This is a genomic window from Xanthomonas fragariae (genome assembly GCF_017603965.1).
GTDB classification, from domain to species: Bacteria; Pseudomonadota; Gammaproteobacteria; order Xanthomonadales; family Xanthomonadaceae; genus Xanthomonas; species Xanthomonas fragariae_A.
In genome coordinates this window covers 2986133-3004664 of the sequence record NZ_CP071955.1, presented here as the reverse complement: position 1 = coordinate 3004664, position 18532 = coordinate 2986133, and the positions used below count along the sequence as shown (strand labels likewise).

Below are 18532 nucleotides of genomic sequence, written 5' to 3'. Positions count from 1 at the left end.
AATACCAAAAAACCTCGCCTGCTTTGTGATATCGCCAGCCATGAACAGCCAGTACCGCAAGCCCTTGCCGGGCACCTCGTTGGATTACTTCGATGCACGCGCTGCCGTGGATGCGCTGCAAGCCGGCGCCTATGCAACGTTGCCGTACACCGCACGTGTGCATGCCGAAAACCTGGTGCGGCGCGCGGAACCGCAACTGTTGGAGGTGTATCTTCGCCAGCTGATCGAGCGCAAGCACGACCTGGATTTCCCGTGGTTTCCGGCCCGTGTGGTCTGTCATGACATTCTCGGGCAGACCGCATTGGTCGATCTGGCCGGTTTGCGCGATGCGATCGCCGAGCAGGGCGGCGACCCGGCGCAGGTCAACCCGGTAGTGCCGGTGCAGTTGATCGTCGATCACTCGCTGGCGGTGGAATATGCCGGCTTCGACAAACAGGCTTTTGCCAAGAATCGCAGAGTGGAAGATCGTCGCAACGCCGATCGTTTTCATTTTATCGAATGGACCAAGCGTGCGTTCGAAAACATGCAAGTGATTCCGCCGGGCAACGGGATCATGCACCAGATCAATCTGGAGAAGATGTCGCCGGTGATCTACACGTTGGATGGCGTAGCGTTTCCGGATACCTGCGTGGGCACCGATAGCCATACCCCGCATGTGGATGCGCTAGGTGTGATCGCGGTGGGTGTGGGTGGATTGGAAGCGGAGAATGTGATGCTGGGCCGGGCGTCGTGGATGCGCTTGCCCGACATTATCGGGGTGGAATTGTCAGGCCGGCCGGCACCTGGCATCACGGCCACTGACATCGTGCTGGCGTTGACCGAGTTCCTGCGTCAGCAGCGGGTGGTCGGTGCGTATCTGGAGTTTTATGGAGCCGGCGCCAGTGCGCTGACCATCGGTGACCGCGCGACCATTTCCAACATGACGCCGGAGTTCGGTGCCACCGCGGCGATGTTCTATATCGATCAACAGACGCTGGACTATCTGCGTCTGACCGGGCGCGAGGACACCCAGATCGCATTGGTGGAAACCTACGCGCGCCAGACCGGCTTGTGGGCCGACGATCTGGTCACCGCGCACTACGAGCGCGTGCTGCAGTTCGATCTATCGAGCGTGGTGCGCAATATGGCCGGGCCGTCCAATCCGCACAAGCGCGTGGCCACTACCGAGCTGGCCGCCCGCGGCATTGCCGGTACCTGGGACGAGGTGCCGGGGCAGATGCCCGATGGCGCGGTGATCATCGCGGCGATTACTTCGTGCACCAACACCTCCAATCCACGCAACGTCATTGCTGCCGGTTTGCTGGCACGTAATGCGAACGCACGCGGATTGACCCGCAAACCGTGGGTGAAGAGTTCGCTGGCGCCGGGCTCCAAGGCGGTGCAGTTGTACCTGGAGGAAGCGGGTCTGTTGAGCGAGCTGGAACAGCTTGGCTTCGGCATCGTGGCGTTCGCATGCACTACCTGCAACGGCATGAGCGGTGCGCTGGATCCGGCGATCCAGCAAGAGATCATCGACCGCGATCTATATGCAACGGCGGTGTTGTCGGGTAACCGCAATTTCGATGGGCGAATCCATCCGTATGCCAAGCAGGCGTTTCTGGCATCGCCGCCATTGGTGATTGCGTATGCGATCGCCGGCACGGTGCGCTTCGATATCGAAAAAGATGTGCTGGGCATCGATGCCGATGGCGTGGCGGTGACGCTCAAGGATCTGTGGCCTACCGATGCGCAGATCGATGCAGTGGTGGCGCACAGCGTCAAGCCGGAGCATTTTCGCAGCGTCTACGACCCGATGTTCAAGCGCAGCGTGACGCGGGGCATCAGCGTGAGCCCCTTGTACGATTGGCGCCCGACCAGCACCTACATCCGCCGCCCGCCGTATTGGGAAGGCGCACTTGCTGGCGCACGCAGTTTGCGTGGCATGCGGCCGTTGGCGGTGTTGGGCGACAACATCACGACCGATCATCTATCTCCGTCGAATGCGATTCTGGCCGGCAGTGCGGCCGGCGAGTATCTGGCGCAGATGGGCGTACCGGAGGAAGACTTCAACTCCTACGCGACCCATCGCGGCGATCACCTCACCGCGCAGCGCGCCACCTTCGCCAACCCCAAGCTGATCAACGAAATGGCGGTGGTCGATGGGCAAGTCAAGGCCGGTTCGTTGGCGCGGCTGGAACCGGAAGGTCAGTTGTTGCGCATGTGGGAGGCGATCGAAACCTACATGACGCGCAAGCAGCCGCTGATCATCATTGCCGGCGCCGATTACGGCCAGGGTTCTTCGCGCGATTGGGCGGCCAAGGGCGTGCGCCTGGCCGGCGTTGAAGTGATCGTCGCCGAAGGCTTCGAGCGGATTCATCGTACTAATCTGGTCGGCATGGGCGTACTGCCGCTGGAGTTCAAGCTGGGCAGCGATCGCAAGACGCTGGGCATCGACGGCAGCGAGACCTTCGATGTCGCGGGTGAATGCACACCGGGCGCCACGCTGACGTTGTCGATTCATCGGCGCAACGGCGAGCAGCTGCAAGTGCCGGTCACCTGCCGCCTGGATACTGCCGAAGAAGTGTCGATTTACCAAGCCGGCGGCGTACTACAGCGGTTTGCGCAGGATTTTTTGGAGAACCGGGAGTCGTTAGGAGCAACGGCAACACCGATACCAGAAACGCACTAGCGTTCTGTCGATTCTCAGCTGCCTATTGCCGTCTGCATCCCAATCCCCAATCCCGGCCTTTCACCCATGACCCATCTCCCCCAACTCCGCATACCCGCCACCTACATGCGCGGTGGCACCAGCAAGGGCGTGTTTTTCCGCCTGCAGGATCTGCCTGCCGCCGCTCAGCAGCCTGGGCCGGCGCGCGATGCGTTGCTATTACGGGTGATCGGCAGCCCCGATCCGTATGCCAAGCAGATCGATGGGATGGGTGGGGCGACCTCGAGCACCAGCAAGAGCGTGATCGTGTCGGCCAGCACGCGCGCCGGTCACGATGTGGACTATCTGTTCGGGCAGGTGTCCATCGATAGCGCGTTCGTGGACTGGAGCGGTAACTGCGGCAATCTGTCGGCGGCGGTGGGGCCGTTTGCGATCGCTAACGGCTTGATCGACGCTGCACGTGTACCGCGCGATGGTGTGGCGACGGTGCGGATCTGGCAGGCCAATATCGGCAAGACCATCGTGGCGCATGTGCCGATGAGCGAGGGGCAGGTGCAGGAAACCGGCGACTTCGAACTGGATGGGGTGACTTTTCCGGCGGCCGAGGTGCAACTGGAATTTTTCGAACCGGCCGACGCTGGCGAAGGCGAGGGTGGGGCGATGTTTCCCACCGGCAACCTGATCGATCACCTGGAGATTCCAGGCCTGGGCGCGATTGCCGCGACGCTGATCAACGCCGGTATTCCGACCATCTTCGTCAACGCGCGCGACCTGGGCTATACCGGGACCGAGCTGCAGGACGCTATCAATAGCGACCCGCATGCGCTGATCATGTTCGAAACCTTGCGCACACACGGTGCGCTAAGGATGGGGTTGATTGCGACGGTGGAAGATGCCGCCTCGCGGCAGCACACGCCAAAAGTGGCTTTCGTTGCGCCGCCGGCCGACTACATCGCGTCGAGCGGTAAGCCGGTGCAGGCGGGCGAGATCGATCTGCTGGTGCGTGCGATGTCGATGGGCAAATTGCACCACGCGATGATGGGCACCGCAGCGGTGGCAATCGGCACCGCTGCCGCCGTGCCGGGCACGCTGGTCAATCTGGCGGCTGGCGCCGCGTCGCGTTCGGCAGTGTGCTTCGGGCATCCGTCCGGCACCTTGCGGGTTGGTGCGCAGGCGCAGTTGGTCGACGGCAAGTGGCAGGTGACCAAGGTGCTGATGAGCCGCAGTGCGCGGGTGCTGATGGAAGGTTGGGTGCGGGTGCCAGGCGGTGTTGCCGAGGTCCAGTGATCGCGCATGGGTAGGGTGCGTATTCTTTTCGGGGAATGGGATGAGCGTGCGGCACCACGCCGCCGCTCAGCACGGGCGCCGGTGCTGCGCTGGTCAGCACTTGCGTAGCCGCTCTTAGAGTTCCGGAACCTTTTTCGTATGGGCTCTGCCATATTTGTGTAAATCATGTTAATTCTGTTGCGCTGCGGCACGCAGACCGGGCCGCCCCGCCACCAGAGTTCGGAGTCTCCCATGTCCGCCAGCCGGTCGCTCAAGATCAGCGCGCTCGCCGTTGCCGTCGCTTTTTTTATACCGTTCTACGCTGCCGCTCAGCAGGTGCCCAGCGACGACGGTGTTGTGCGTCTGGATGCGGTCAAGGTCACGGTCGAGCGTCGCTCGGAAGACTCCAAGGATGTGCCGGTGTCGGCATCGGTGTTGCGTCCGGAATTTCTGGACGCCATCTCCACCAGCGGCTCGGATATCCGTGTGCTCGCCGGCAAGGCGCCCAGCCTCAACATCGAATCGTCCAACGGCCGTGTGTTTCCGCGCGTCTACATCCGTGGTTACGGCAACACCGATTTCAATACCTACGCCTCGCAGCCGGTGTCATTGATCTATGACGAGGTGGTGCAGGAAAACGCCTTTTTGAAGGGCTTTCCGATCTTCGATCTGGAAGGCCTGGAAGTCTTGCGCGGCCCGCAGGGCACGTTGTTCGGTCGCAATACACCGGCCGGTGTGGTCAAGTTCAATTCGGTCAAGCCGACCATCGGCGCCAATGACGGCTACGCCAGCCTGTCTTACGGCACCTACGGCACCATGACGCTGGAAAGCGGCCTGAGTATCGCGATGGGCGACCATTGGGCAGCGCGTCTGTCCAGCTTGGGTCAGCGCCGCGACGATTGGGTGGAAAACCGCGACGGCCGCGATCTGGAAGGCTATACCGATTCGGCCTTGCGTCTGCAACTGCTGTATCAAGCCAGCGACGACTTCAGCGCGTTGTTCAACGCGCATGCGCGTCACCTGGACGGCACCGCGCGGCTGTTCCGCGCCAACCTCGTCCAGCCGGGCACCAATCAGTTGGTAGACGGCTTGGATGCAGAGAAGTCCTTTATCGACGCTGCCAATCATCAGCAACTGCAGACCTACGGCGGCAGTGCCAATCTGACCTGGGATCTTGGCGACATCGCGCTGCACTCGATCACCGCCTATGAAGGCATCGGCAAGTACTACAGCCACGGCGACATCGACGGCGGCTTCGGCGCGGTATTCGCACCGCCGTCCGGCCCGGGCGTGATTCCGTTCCCGGTGGAAACTGCCGGTGGCATCAAGCGCCTGGACCAGTACAGCCAGGAACTGCGTGCCGAATCGCAGGACGCTGGTCCGCTCAACTGGCAGGCTGGCCTGTACTACTTCCACGACGATGTGGAAGGCGAAAACTATACTTACAACACCTTCAGCGGCGGCGACATGGCCAGCTATCAGCTGACTCGTCAGCGCAATACCTCGTGGGCGGCGTTCGGCTCGTTGAACTACGCGGCCACCGACCGTTTGAACCTGCGCGCCGGCATTCGCCACACCTACGACAAGAAAATCTTCGACGTGCTTGAGCTGGATCGCGTCACGCTTATCCAGCCGTCCAGCGGCGAGACCGAAAACTCCAAGGTCACCGGCGATGTGGCGGCGACGTTTTCCATCAACGAGGGCATCAACGTTTATGCACGTGCGGCACGCGGTTTCCGCGGCGCGAGCTTCGGCGTGCCCTCGGGCACCGCGCCGTTGAGCGTGGCCGAGCCTGAGACGGTGGATTCGTTCGAGATCGGCATCAAGTCCGACCTGTTCGACAACCGTGCGCGCCTGAACTTGGACATCTACGATTTCCGCGTCAAGAATCAGCAGCTCACCGCGGTGGGCGGCGTGTCCAACGACGTGCGTCTGCTCAACGCCGATAAGACCAAGGCGCGCGGCGCCGAGTTCGATTTCGAAGCGCTGATCACCCAGAACCTGCGCGTTACCGTCGGCGGTGCCTACAACTGGACCCGCATCGACGCCCCGAGCCTGGCGGTGGGTGTATGCCGTACCTGCACCGTGACCGACCCGCTCAATGCCGCCGGCAACGCCATCATCGACGGCAACGACCTGCCGCAGGCGGCCAGGTGGATGGCCAATGCCACGCTGCGTTACGGCATCCCGATGGGCAACGACGGCGAGCTGTTCTTCTACACCGACTGGTCCTACCGTAGCGAAGTGCACTTCTTCCTTTACGACTCCAAAGAGTTCACCGGTCCGCCGTTGGTCGAAGGCGGCGCCAAGATCGGCTATAGCTGGGACGCGGGTGCGTACGAGTTGTCGGCGTTCTGCCGCAACTGCACCAACCAGATCCGTGTGACTGGTGCGATCGACTTCAACAACCTCACCGGCTTCATCAACGATCCGCGCATCGTTGGCGCGCAGTTTCGCGCGAATTTCTGATCGGCGTTGCGGTGTAGCAGGCTCGAACCGTTTACGATGATGCCGGCGGTTTTTGATGGCGGTAAAGAGTAGATGCATGCAGTGGATCTGCCCAAGTGCGTGGTTGATGATGGGGATGTGGTGCGCGTCTGCGGCTGCATGGGCGCAGACGCCTGCGACCGCAGCGCAGTCTTTGCAAACGCCTGCACCCATCGAGTTGCTGGTGGTCTCTACCGATATCGGCGACGACATCGATGACGCGTTTGCATTGGGGCTAATGCTGCGCAGTCCGCAATTGCGTGTGTTGGGCATCGCATCGACGTGGGGAAACACCACATTGCGTGCGCAGTTGTTGCAACGCTTGTTGCAGCGGGCCGGGCGCAGCGAGATTCCGTTGGCGGTGGGCGCACGCACCACCAGCACGATTCCTTTCAGCCAAGCGCGTTGGGCGGGCAAAGGGCAATTGCCAAGCGATCTGCCGGACGCGGCGGCGATGATCCTGCAGCAGGCGCGGCAGCATCCTGGTGAAGTCACCTTGCTGGTGTTAGGGCCGCTGACCGATGCCGCGTTGGCGCAGCAGCGCGACCCGACCGGCTTTGCCAAGCTCAAGCGCATCGTGGCGATGGGGGGATCGGTGCGGGTGGGCTATGGCAAGTCGGCGTATCGCCCCGCCAGTGCCCCGGCGCCGGAGTACAACATCCTCGCTGACATACCGGCCGCGCAGCGTGTATTCGCTGCCGGCGTGCCGCTCGTGCTGCTGCCGCTGGACGCCACCCAAGTCACGCTGGAAGAACCCGAGCGCATTGCACTGTTTGCGCACGGCGACGGGCTCACCGATGCGCTCACGCAACTGTATTACCAGTGGCGCAATACCGACCAGCCATGGGCCAGCGCGACGCCGACCTTGTTCGATGCAGTGCCGGTGGCCTGGCTGCTGCGCCCCGAGCTGTGCCCGACCACGCCGCTGCACCTGGACGTCGATGCGCAGGGCTATACCCACGAGTGGCCAGGCACGCCGAATGTGCAAGCTTGTCTGACTTTGGATAAGCCAGGGTGGACGGCGTTGTACATGCGGCAACTGTTGCACTGAGGCGCTTTGTCACCTCCCCAGTGAACAGACCATGGATTTAATTTGTCCAGGTTTTGGGTCATGGTCCGGTGCAGCATTGCGCCATTGGCGTTGACAGCCGAAGCAAGGCTGATGATGATCGCGACTTTCGCCGCCTTGATCATCGTTGCCATTGCGCTTTGGCGCGATTGGCGGGTTGCGATGCGGTACCACAGCACCAGTATCCACAGCGTGGTTACTGTTAGTGCGATCGTACTCACCTACCGCATGGTACGGCTCATCAACGCCAAGCCGAACGCTTGAACCTTGAGACCACCCAGCTGGCAAGCTTGATTCCCAGATTCCCGTTCATGCCGCTACCGTGCACTGCGTAGCACGCTGCGCGGCTGCCGTGGAGTCGGTAAGTCGTGAACAGATGCGGTTGATGTTGACGCGATGTATCAACAAGGCAATGAGCATGATCGCGAAGACCACACCGAACTCTGGAATCTCCCTCATTACATCCATCACCAAGGGAATGCAAGCTGCTGCTACTGCAAGCATGTGAACCGCCCCGGGATTTCGGGAGGCTCCAACTCTTGAGAAGATGGGGCGATGAGCAAGACGAAATATTCACCGGAAGTGCGAGAGCGCGCGGTTCGGCTGGTGCGGGAGCATCAGGGCGAGTACGGCTCGCAGTGGGCGGCGATCGAATCGATTGCCGGGAAGATTGGCTGTTCGTCGCAGACGCTGTGCAACTGGGTGCGTCAGGCCGAGCGTGATGCCGGCAAGCGTCAGGGGCTGACGACGGACGAGCGGACGCGGATGAAAGCGCTGGAACGCGAAGTGCGCGAGCTGAGGCAAGCCAACGAGATCCTGCGCAAGGCCAGCGCGTATTTTGCCCAGGCGGAGCTCGACCGCCGCTTCAAGCCCTGACCACGTTCGTGACCGAACATTGCGATGTTCACGGGGTCGAGCCAATCTGCAAGGTGCTGCAGGTTGCCCCGTCGACGTATTACCGCCACGCGCAGCGGGAAGCGGACGCGAACTTGCGCCCGAACCGCTGGTGGAAGGACCAGGCGCTGCGCCCGCAGATCCGGCGGGTATGGGAGCAGAACCGACAGGTGTACGGCGTGCGCAAGGTCTGGCGGCAGCTCAAGCGCGAGGGCTATGCGGTGGCCCGCTGCACGGTGGAGCGACTGATGGGCGCACTTGGCCTGCGCGGCGTGGTACGCGGGAAGGTGGTCAAGACCACGATCAGCGACAAGCGGCCGTGCCCGCTGGACAAGGTGAACCGACAGTTCCATGCGCCGTCGCCGAACCGACTGTGGGTCAGCGACTTCACGTATGTCTCGACCTGGGCCGGGTTCGTGTACGTGGCCTTCGTGATCGACGTGTACGCACGGCGGATCGTGGGCTGGAAGGTGTCGCAGACGGCGCACACGGACTTCGTGCTGGACGCGCTGGAGCAGGCGCTGCATGCGCGTCGTCCAACCGAAGGCGGCCTGATCCACCACTCCGACCGCGGCGTGCAGTATGTGTCGATCCGCTACACCGAGCGGCTGGCCGACGCCGGGATCGAGCCGTCGGTGGGCAGCGTGGGCGATAGCTATGACAACGCGTTGGCCGAGACGATCAACGGGTTGTACAAGGCCGAGGTGATCCACCGGCGCGCGTGGCGCAACCGCCAGGATGTGGAACTGGCCACGCTGGATTGGGTGGACTGGTACAACCACAAACGCTTGCTGGGGTCGATCGGGAACATTCCGCCAGCGGAAGCCGAAGAGGCTTACTATCGACAACAGGCCGGTTACGCCAAAGCGGCGTGACTCAAACCAAACAGCCTCCCGAAATCCCGGGGCGGTTCAGTTGAGATCACTTCGCTGCGCATTTGACCTTGCATCGGTCAGGACGGCGCTCGTCTGCAGGGGCGATTCTTTCACGTTAACATGTAAACAGGACCCCCCGATGGGGGCACACCAACAAGAGTGAGATGAAAGATGCAAAGCGCCGAGGCCAACGATGATTACTTGAACTTCTTGTTTGGAAAACAAAGCCTCGCTGTTTGGACAATGTGTCTCGGTGTTGGGTTGCATTCCGTCAACTGGAACATCGTTTCGACCACAGCACCGACGATGGTCAACGATTTAGGCAATGCCCGACTTATCAGCTGGATCACGCTGATCTATCTTGCTACATCGGTGGTTTTTGGCGCTTACGCCGCGTATGTGAAACGACAAATTGGTGCGCGGACCGCGATGATCCTCTTCGCGGTCGTCTTCGGCATCGGGTCGTTCATCGTATCTGCCGCGCCGACCATGCAGGTCGTTTTGCTGGGGCGTGCCTTTCAGGGCATCGGTGAGGGGCTGATCCTAGCGCTGTCCTACGGTGTTGCGCAGGATGTGTTCTCCAGTAAGGCGACGCCGAAGCTCTTTGGCCTCTTTGCCTTCGTCTATGCGTTTTCTGCAGCCCTCGGGCCGGTCTTTGCGGGGTTTGTGACAGAGATCTCTTCTTGGCGCGTGGCCTTCACCGCGAACATCCTCTTTGCGCTGATCTATATCGTGATGGCCTGGCGTTCCATTCCGAACAAAACGTTCGCGAAGGGCGATTACGAGATGAGCGTGCCGTTCCTGAGGCTGGGTCTCATCGGCGGGGCCATCATGCTTGTTGGGTTCACCGACAGCGTGATCTCAGCCCTGACCGCTGTGCTCTTCATCGCCCTGGCAGCGGTTCTATTTTACGCGTGCCTTCGGATCGACTCTAAACAGAGCATTCGTGTGTTCCCTGCCCAGATCTTTACGCTGACATCGACGGTCGGCGTTGGGTTCTGGGTCGTGTTCTTGCTGCCCATCTCGCTGGCGGGGATCTACGTGTTCATACCGCTTTACACCCAAACCTATTTCGGGGTGTCGATCATTATTGCGGGCTACTTCTCGACCATCATCGCATTCTCGTGGTCTTTTGGCGCCATCGTGACCGGAAGCTTCAAGTCGGGCAATTGGCAGTCGACGTTCATCTTGATGGGGACCGTGGGCCAGTTCATCGGGGCCATGCTTTTTTTCACCGGGTATTACTTCGACGTCCTTTGGCTGATCCTGCTCGGCCTCTTCATCACGGGAGCGTCGCTGGGTACGTGCTGGGCTTTCGTCACGCAGAGGATCGTCACCGCAACCAGCGAGGGGGATGAGGATCTTGCCGCGTCGCAAGTGCCGGTGGTGCAGACAATTGCCACCGCTGTGGGCGCGGGCATCGTCGGAACCTTGGCGAGCTTCAACGGTCTGACGGAGAAGATTCCTTCCGCCACCACCCTCAAGGCCGCGCTGCTGCCTGTGTTCTCGATCGGGGTGCTGGCAAGTGCGATTGGCGCGCTCTTCGGACTGTGGCTCGTGTTCCGAAAAAAAGAAGCTGTGCAAGCGCATTAACTGCCGCCCAGCTTGGTGTGTGACATCGCGCAGTCAAGCGTCGGCGAAACCGCTCTTTACATGCTTGAACGGCGCTGATACCTGGCAGTCTCAAGAATCAAGTGCAACACGTGATTTGAAGGGGAGAATTTCCTTTTCCATTGCCACCGCTGGCGTGGTCCATCCCAATGTCTGACGAGGACGCCCGTTCATCAACTTGGCCACGTGATTGAGGTATTCCTGGCTGGCCTGGTACAGGTCCACGCTCTTGGGCAGAAACTGGCGCAATAATCCGTTGGTGTTCTCGTTGCTGCCACGCTGCCATGGTGCGTGCGGATCGGCGAACCATACATCGATGTTCAATCGGTGCATCAGCGCTTCATAACAGGTCAGCTCCGTGCCGCGGTCGTAGGTCAGGCTCTCGCGCAGGAACGCCGGCAACTTGGCCACCTGCCGGGTGAAGCCCTCCAGGGCCGCCTGGGCCGTGCAGCCATCCATCTTGCACAGCACCACAAAGCGCGTCTTGCGCTCGACCAGCGTGCCGACGCAGGAGCGGTTGAACGCGCCTTTGATCAGGTCGCCTTCCCAATGCCCCGGGATCAACCGGGTCTCCACTTCCTCTGGACGATGCACGATACGCAGTGCTTCGGGCACCCAGGAGCGCGCGGCCGCTGTCGTACGCCGCAGCCCACGCCGCGGCTTGCCCTGCCGCAACGCCTGCACCAGCGCCTGCTTCAGGCCACCGCGAGGATGCGCATAGATCGCAGCGTAGATCATCTCGTGACTGATGCGTTGACTAGCGTCGTCGGGATGCATGCCCCGCAGTGTGGCGGCGATCTGCTGAGGAGACCAGCGATCAAACACCAACCGGTCGTGGACCCACTGGAACAAGGCCGTGCCCTCCACCAGACGACGCTTCCGGACGCAGCCCGTGCGCCGAGCTCGATAGCCGACCGCCGAATACAGCGCATCGTCCAGGCGCCGGACCTCGCGGCTCAGCGTGGAGGCACTGCGCCCAAGACGGAGACTGATCGCACGAAGACTGGTTCCTTGATCGCGCTCGACCTGCAGCACGGAACGCTCTGAACCGCCCCGGGTTTTACGGAGGCTTCAACTCCTGAAAGGATGAAGCCATGAACAAGACGAACAAGTTCTCCCCCGAAGTGCGTGAGCGGGCGGTGCGGATGGTGCAGGAACATCGCGCGGACTACCCCTCGCTGTGGTCGGCCATTGAGTCGATTGCGCAGAAGATTGGCTGCGTGCCGCAGACGCTGCTGGAATGGGTCAAGCGTGCGGAGGTGGATGCCGGCAAGCGCACAGGCGTCAGCACGACCGAAGCACAGCGGATCAAGGAGCTGGAACGCGAGAACAAGGAGCAGCGCCGGGCCAACGAGATCCTCAAGGTCTCTAGCGCGTTTTTCGCCCAGGCGGAGCTCGACCGCCGGCTGAAGTGATGTACTCCCTGGTTGATGCGCAGCGCAAGAGCTTCGGGGTCGAGCCGATCTGTGCGGTATTACAGATCGCCCCATCGGCCTATCGCCGCCACGCAGCACGACAACGCGATCCTTCGTTACTGAGTGCCCGGGCACAGCGCGATCGCGAACTGATGCCGAAGATTCAAACGCTCTGGAGCGAGCACCTGGAGGTTTACGGTGCTGACAAGGTCTGGAAGCAGCTGCACCGGGAAGGCCAGGCCGTGGCCCGTTGCACGGTCGAGCGGCTGATGCGCCGACTGGGCTTGCGTGGGGTGCGGCGTGGCAAGGCGGTGCGCACCACGGTCAGTGACGCCAAGACCCCATGCCCGCTGGACAAGGTGAACCGGCAGTTCCAGGCTGCCCGGCCCAATCAGCTGTGGGTCTCCGATTTCACTTACGTCTCGACCTGGCAGGGCTGGCTGTATGTCGCCTTCATCGTGGATGTCTTTGCCCGGCGCATCGTGGGCTGGCGGGTCAGCCAGTCCATGACCACCGACTTCGTTCTTGATGCGCTGGAGCAGGCGCTACATGCACGCCAACCTGGCCATGAGGACGGCTTGATCCATCACTCCGACCGCGGGGTGCAATACCTGAGCATCCGCTACAGCGAGCGCCTGGCGCAGGCCGGCATTGAGCCCTCGGTGGGCAGCACGGGCGATAACGACAACGCCTTGGCCGAGACGATCAATGGTCTATACAAGGCCGAGATGATTCACCGCCGTGGGCCATGGAAGACCCGACAAGCCGTGGAACTGGCCACCCTGGAATGGGTGAGCTGGTTCAACAGCCGGCGCCTGCTCCAATCCATCGGCTACATCCCGCCAGCAGAGGCCGAAGCAAACTACTATCAACAAATCGCCAGTCAAGCCGCCGCGGTGGCGGCCTGACTTAGATCAAACAGCCTCCGCGATTCCCGGGGCGGTTCACTCCTCTGAGCTCAGATGACTGTACTGTTTTCCCATCTCAACACCCTACACTTGGCAAAGGTGTTGCACTTGGAAGTTGAGTCTGCCCCTCGTATAGGTTATATCTGTGATTGAGGTACAGCATTAAGGCGCTCATGCGATAGAGTCGCCAGAAGACAGAAGTACTTGTAACAGACCGCGCACCCCTCTCTGGCCTCGGCGTCAGATTACGCACGGTTAACGGCAACAATGCCAGGTCGGGCCCCTAATGCTGTAGAACGTCATGATCGAACCTTCTGAAAACATCTATCAGTCCTTCAGTTTGTTCACGCGAGCGTCCCAGTCCATTGGCATCACCGAGATGTCCGCCGGTGTCAACTGGCAGCCCACGATGCAGTGCATCAAAGACGCGCTTCATTTCGAGATACAGCATGACCTGAGCTACCGGAATTACGGGCGGTCGGTGGGCGGCAAATACATCACGGACATCATTGAGATTTGCGAACAAAAACAAGTCGGCAGCACGCGCCGGATCAGTTGCGCCCTGTCGAATGGCGCGGCCGATGGCGCGCATTGCCTTTTATCGTACTTCCTGCACGAGGGGCATCTGCAGAGCAGCGACACGGTTGCGATGATTGGTGTGTCGTTCCCGGTCTACAGCTCGCTCATGAACCGGTTCGGCATCCAATACTTGGAGGTGACCCACCAGGGCGTGATAGTGCCGGAGATCGATTATGTCCTGGAGCGCCTGGGCAAGATTCAACCCAGGGTAATCATCATCTCCCTGCCGCATAATCCCAGCGGTGTACTGAGATCGGCGCGGTACTACGAGGAGGTGCTGAACTGGGCGCAGGCCAACGGATGCCTGGTGATCGTCGACCGGGTGTGCCTGATGCCTTGGGACGATACCGACGACATCTCGAAACTCGTCTACGACTACATCCTCGACGGGCTTTGTTTTGTGATCGACTCGCCGTCGAAGTCGCTTAGCCTCGCCGGTCTCCGCCTTGGGTTCCTGCTTATGGAGAAGCGATACATCCGAGGGCTGGAAGCTGAGATACGCGCAAGAAGCCTCAACCCCGTCGTGTTTGGGACGCCGACACTGGCGCTTTGTCGCATCGGGCAACTTGCCAGCAAGATCGGGGTTGCTGAGGCCGACAGCGTAGTGCGGTTCGCGCGCAGGCATTTCCGCGATGCGGTGCGCCAGTACCCCTCGGATTTCCCGGCCTGCGAAGTCGGTGTTGACGAATTCATTGCGAACTTCGTTGCGGCCTATGTCGATGAGGTCCACGTGCTGGAGGGTCGGATCGCGCGCAACTACCAAAACATCGTTGAGATCTTTGGAACCGAGGCGCCGCACGACATCGTTCTGGATGCGGGCTTCAACGTGCTTCTGCAACTGCAGGAGATGGTGACCAGCAATGAGATCGCCGACCAAGAAGAGCTCGCGCTCAAGCACGGCGTTTGCATCCTGTCGGAGCGCTGCTTTCACGACAACTCGAAGAACACGACGGGTGTCTACTACATACGGCTGTCGCTCTCGGTGCCGGAGCGGAACTTTCATAACTCCCTGCTGATCCTGAGAGACTACTACGCGCGCAAGAAGGGACGCGCTGCGCCCGAGACTGCGGGTGTGGAAGAGGTCGTGGGGGGGGGGGGCGTCTTGCGTTGATTGACGGGAAGCGACCTTGCGCCTGCGCCACGCCAACCTCGGGGCCGTTTCGGGCGACGCGCGCGCATCGCATGACCGTGGCGCTAAGCCCGGCCACCCACACCGGCAGACCGAGAGAGACTTGGGTGTCGCCCAGTGTGGCGACCGTCTGCAGCATCGCACGCCTGATCAATAACAACGGAGGTGACCACATGGACATGAAGCAAGAATTAATAGCCGCCCTAGAGGAAAACCCGATGCGGGTTCCGTCCTTTTTCCTCTATGACGATATCGGCTCCGCTTACTTCGCGAAATTGAGCGACTGCAAGGATTACTACCTCAAGAAGGCCGAGTTCCGCCTGCTGAAACAGGAAGCGGCCTCGATCATCGCGGAATCGCAAAACGCTGCGATTGTAGAACTTGGGTGCGGCAACGGCGACAAGCTCTACCCGCTTCTCGAAGCGTTGACTGCCGTCAGCCCGCCGCATCAGTACATCGGCGTCGACATCAACGACGACATCTTGCGGAAGCTGCATGAACAGATCAGCGCCGCGTTTCCGAAGCTGGACATTCAGACCATAGCGTCAGACTTCCACGGCGGCCTTGCGCAGGTGAAGCACACCAGTGCCACCTCCTTGTTCCTGTTCCTGGGAAGCAACCTGAGCAACCTCACGGACAAGGAAGCCACGGATCTCTTCTCCTCCATCGCCAAGTCGCAAAGCCAGGACCACTTCATCCTGCTCGGCGTCGATCTTGTGAAGGACGACGACCGCAAGATTGTGAAGGCCTACAAAGACGAATACGGGCTGAACGATCTTTTCGCCTTGCATTGTCTCAAGAACCTCAACGAGTGGATGGACGCGAATTTCGACATCTCGAAGTTCAAATACGAGGTGAGCTTTGACCGCGATGACCTGGTCGTACGGCCCAACATCGTCAGCACAGAGGATCAGGTCGTCACCATCGGCGCCATCGATAAGAAATTTAAGCTTCAGCCCGGCGACGTCTTCCAGATCGGTCAGATGCGGAAGTTCTACCCCCACCAGGTCGAAGACGTGATGCAGCGGTCCGGATACACGCTTCAGAAGTTGTACCCGGATGAAAGCGATCACTACGGGCTGTTTTTGTTCCGCACCGCCAAGTGATCTGGGCGATGTCCCATTAACGCAGGTTGCGTGCCGCAGTCCGCAGCTGAGCAGCCTTTAGAAGGAAGAGACGGACCATGAAGACGCCGTTATTGGAGAGCATCGCGACCGATTATCGGAGATCCTGCATCCTGTTTGGGGCAATGGAACTCGGCTTGTTTGAGCATCTTATGGCAGCAGATCAGCCGGCGCCCATCGACACATTGTCCGACGCGTTCGGGGTCAAGGCCCCGCGTCTGTGCGCGCTGATCAACTGCCTGGTTCAGTTCGGGGTTCTGCAAACAGACGGGGCCGCGGTGTCGCTCGACGCAGAGCTGAAAGCATCAATTGGCGACGAAGAGATCGGGGCGCTTGAGAACTACCGCGACGAAGTCAGCGAATGGCTCAAGCTCGCCAGCATGTTGAAAGCGAAGCCCGAAAGCAGTCGCGAGGACACGGTCTTCAGCACAGACTCGATCTTCACCTATCTCGACATGGTCAAAGCCTCAAACCGGGAGAGAATAACCAAGACGGCGCCGATCATCTGCGACTACGCGAACGGCTTTACGTCCCTCATCGATGTCGGCGGCGGGCATGGCGCGTTCTCGGCCGAGGTGCTGCGACTCAAGCCCGAGGCGCAGGCGACGGTCTATGACCTGCCCGTGGCAATCGACTACGCCAAGCAAAGCATGCCGACCGACCTGCTGGGCCGAGTCACGCTTGTCCCCGGCGATGCACGGAAGATGGAGATCGTGGGCGAGTACGACGCTGTGCTGATCAACGACGTGCTTCACAGCTACGGCGCCGACGAGAAAATTAATATCCTGCGCCGCGCCGTGAACGCGATCACGCCGGGTGGGAGTATCTTCGTTGGAAAATTCTTCATGGACGAGGAGGACCCAAAGAACCCGTCGAATAACCACACCTTTTCGATGAAGATGATCCTAAATACCCGTGATGGGTACTTGGAGAGCATCCAAGAGGTGCAGCGCGACCTGGCGGAACTGAACTGCACCGACATCAAGGTCTATGAGCTCGAGCATCACATGCCGAGCGTCATCGTGGCTGCAAAGCGCTCTGCGGCTTAACGAATCCCTTCATCCAGCGCGATAGACTTGTCCAAGTCCCGCCCGCGAACAGGTCGCGGGGCGGACGATCACACTCTAAGACAGCGTTTCTGCCAAGCGGAAGCCGATGACGTAGATCTCGCGCGGGAAGGCGCCGTGCCGACGGCGGGTGCGGGCCAGGTCCCGGAACCGTGTGAAGCTGCCGCCACGCGCAACCCGATACCCTTCGGCGAAAGCCAGCGCGAGGTCATCGTGTATCTCCGTCCCGCCCGGATAGGCGCCGTAGACATCGGCCACCAACTCTTCGACATTGCCCGCTAAGTCATGGACGCCGAAGGGCGACACACCGTCGGGAAAACAGCCGACCGGCGTCGTGGTGAAGAGCCCTGACTCGGCGGTGTTGGACAGATCGACCTGGAATGTGTCGCCCCAGGGAAACTCCAAGTGATCGGGCCCCGATGCCGCGTATTCCCATTCCGCCTCTGTCGGCAGTCGGAATTTGCGGCCAGTCAGGTCCGCCAGCCACGCCGCGTAGGTCTCGGCGCCGGCAGGAGAGACCGAGTAGACAGGGTGGTTGCCGCGGCTGCTGGGGTAGCGCCCGAACCGCCAGCTGGATGGAATTTCGCTCGACTTCGTGGCGCGCAGAAACTCCATGTATTCCGCGTTTGTCACCGGGTATTTGCCGATCGCGAAGCGGTCGAGGTCGACCTGATGCTCCGGGCATTCCTTCTCAATCCATGACCGCTCTAGAAACAGGCCGTCATTCTCGCTCAAAACGGCGTCGATTTGGTCGCGCGCCAGACCGATCTTTGCCGAGACCGCGGGCAACTCGATCATGTTGGGCGACTGCACATCAAGCCGGATATCCCCGATTTGGTTGAGACGCGTGCCTGCCCCGATGCGCTGCTCAAGCGGTGCGGAGGCATCGTCGAGGACCTTGATCAGCTCCTCTGCCGAGAGGTCTCGGCACGCTTCCGCCAGTTTGTCGTGATCGGGCAGGCGCGCATGAACATAGCCGGGTCCATAGCCCATCGCTTCGCGATCGTTGACGACCGAAGGCGGGCCCAAAGGTGCGAACACGCACGCTTCGTGATTGCTGGCGTCGCGGGCATAGGTCTCGCTTGGTGATAGCGGCTTCATGTCGGTTTCCATCGTTGCTCATTCATGGCGCAAGCGGCGCTTTGGTATCGCATCAGTCCCCTTCGCACTGGCCTTCAAAGACGGCGTGGTCTTCCAAGGATCAGCGGGTTCGGCAAAGGTCTCAGCGAAACGCTCGCTCTTGCATGTATCGAGTGCAGATAGAGCCGCCGTCCAAGGGCACCGCACCACAATCGGAGTCCACTAAAGATTGTGTATCTCGCGCACGTGAGCGCCGCCGAATTCCTCTGAAGAAAGCCAGCGGATCATCCAGTTTGTCGGTATTCCTTGAGTTGACGCTTTGCAAGTGAGTTGATACAGTTTTACCTGTAGTATAGGATCAGCGACAATTATAATCGTTTA

The 18532-nt window shown here is 60.7% G+C and carries 12 protein-coding genes, 1 pseudogene and 2 other annotated features; of the genes and pseudogenes, 10 read left to right on the top strand and 3 right to left on the bottom strand.

Features of this window, described 5'->3' with window-relative positions; translation table 11 throughout:
- Window positions 1-40: 40 nt before the first annotated feature.
- From acnD to J5I97_RS14220, 4 genes are all read left to right on the top strand, one after another.
- Entirely contained in the window at window positions 41-2668 is a 2628-nt protein-coding gene (gene acnD / locus J5I97_RS14235) for a Fe/S-dependent 2-methylisocitrate dehydratase AcnD (RefSeq protein WP_208587225.1), read from the top strand.
- Window positions 2669-2734: 66 nt separating this feature from the next.
- Complete coding sequence (prpF, locus tag J5I97_RS14230; RefSeq protein WP_208587223.1) at window positions 2735-3934, top strand: 2-methylaconitate cis-trans isomerase PrpF; 1200 nt, start codon at window positions 2735-2737, stop codon at window positions 3932-3934.
- Between the two features lie 231 nt (window positions 3935-4165).
- Window positions 4166-6382, top strand: coding sequence for a TonB-dependent receptor (locus J5I97_RS14225; RefSeq protein ID WP_208587221.1), 2217 nt, complete (start codon window positions 4166-4168; stop codon window positions 6380-6382).
- 106 nt (window positions 6383-6488) lie between these two features.
- Window positions 6489-7451 carry a nucleoside hydrolase gene (locus J5I97_RS14220; protein ID WP_208591752.1) on the top strand — a complete coding sequence of 321 codons (963 nt, stop codon included), beginning with the start codon at window positions 6489-6491 and terminating at the stop codon, window positions 7449-7451.
- A gap of 13 nt (window positions 7452-7464) precedes the next feature.
- Here J5I97_RS14220 and J5I97_RS20075 read toward each other — a convergent pair.
- Window positions 7465-7738: pseudogene (locus J5I97_RS20075) on the bottom strand (type IV secretion system protein); the annotation flags it as partial.
- Window positions 7739-8024: 286 nt separating this feature from the next.
- Between J5I97_RS20075 and J5I97_RS14210 the strand changes: the two are divergent.
- Window positions 8025-9238 (top strand): IS3 family transposase gene (locus J5I97_RS14210; protein WP_208586298.1). Its coding sequence is split into 2 segments (ribosomal slippage): window positions 8025-8307 and window positions 8307-9238, totalling 1215 coding nucleotides; the frame shifts between segments, so codons are not numbered across the junction.
- Window positions 8300-8416: a sequence feature (AL1L pseudoknot), on the top strand. It overlaps the preceding gene by 117 nt.
- A gap of 171 nt (window positions 9239-9409) precedes the next feature.
- A complete protein-coding gene (locus J5I97_RS14205; RefSeq protein WP_208587218.1) occupies window positions 9410-10831 on the top strand; it encodes an MFS transporter in 1422 nt (473 codons plus the stop codon).
- A 90-nt stretch (window positions 10832-10921) separates the two neighbouring features.
- Here the strand turns inward: J5I97_RS14205 and J5I97_RS14200 are convergent, their stop codons facing one another.
- Window positions 10922-11884, bottom strand: a complete 963-nt coding sequence (locus tag J5I97_RS14200) for an IS30 family transposase (protein WP_208587216.1) — start codon at window positions 11882-11884, stop codon at window positions 10922-10924.
- Window positions 11885-11943: 59 nt separating this feature from the next.
- On the opposite strand from J5I97_RS14200, the gene J5I97_RS14195 reads away from it, so the two are divergent.
- From J5I97_RS14195 to J5I97_RS14180, 4 genes are all read left to right on the top strand, one after another.
- Window positions 11944-13172, top strand: a protein-coding gene (locus tag J5I97_RS14195) for an IS3 family transposase (RefSeq protein ID WP_371885889.1) whose coding sequence is annotated in 2 segments (ribosomal slippage) — window positions 11944-12235 and window positions 12235-13172 — 1230 coding nt in all. Because the reading frame shifts where the segments join, the coding sequence is not laid out codon by codon here.
- Window positions 12222-12338, top strand: a sequence feature (AL1L pseudoknot). It overlaps the preceding gene by 117 nt.
- A 301-nt stretch (window positions 13173-13473) precedes the next feature.
- Entirely contained in the window at window positions 13474-14862 is a 1389-nt protein-coding gene (locus tag J5I97_RS14190) for a pyridoxal phosphate-dependent aminotransferase (RefSeq protein ID WP_208587212.1), read from the top strand.
- 191 nt (window positions 14863-15053) lie between these two features.
- On the top strand, window positions 15054-15986 hold the full coding sequence (locus J5I97_RS14185) for an L-histidine N(alpha)-methyltransferase (protein ID WP_208587209.1): 933 nt from the start codon (window positions 15054-15056) through the stop codon (window positions 15984-15986).
- Between the two features lie 77 nt (window positions 15987-16063).
- The gene (locus J5I97_RS14180; RefSeq protein ID WP_208587207.1) at window positions 16064-17053 is read left to right on the top strand and encodes a methyltransferase; all 990 of its coding nucleotides are present in this window, start codon (window positions 16064-16066) and stop codon (window positions 17051-17053) included.
- Window positions 17054-17128: 75 nt separating this feature from the next.
- On the opposite strand, the gene J5I97_RS14175 is transcribed toward J5I97_RS14180, so the two are convergent.
- Complete coding sequence (locus tag J5I97_RS14175; protein ID WP_208587205.1) at window positions 17129-18184, bottom strand: formylglycine-generating enzyme family protein; 1056 nt, start codon at window positions 18182-18184, stop codon at window positions 17129-17131.
- Window positions 18185-18532 lie beyond the last annotated feature (348 nt).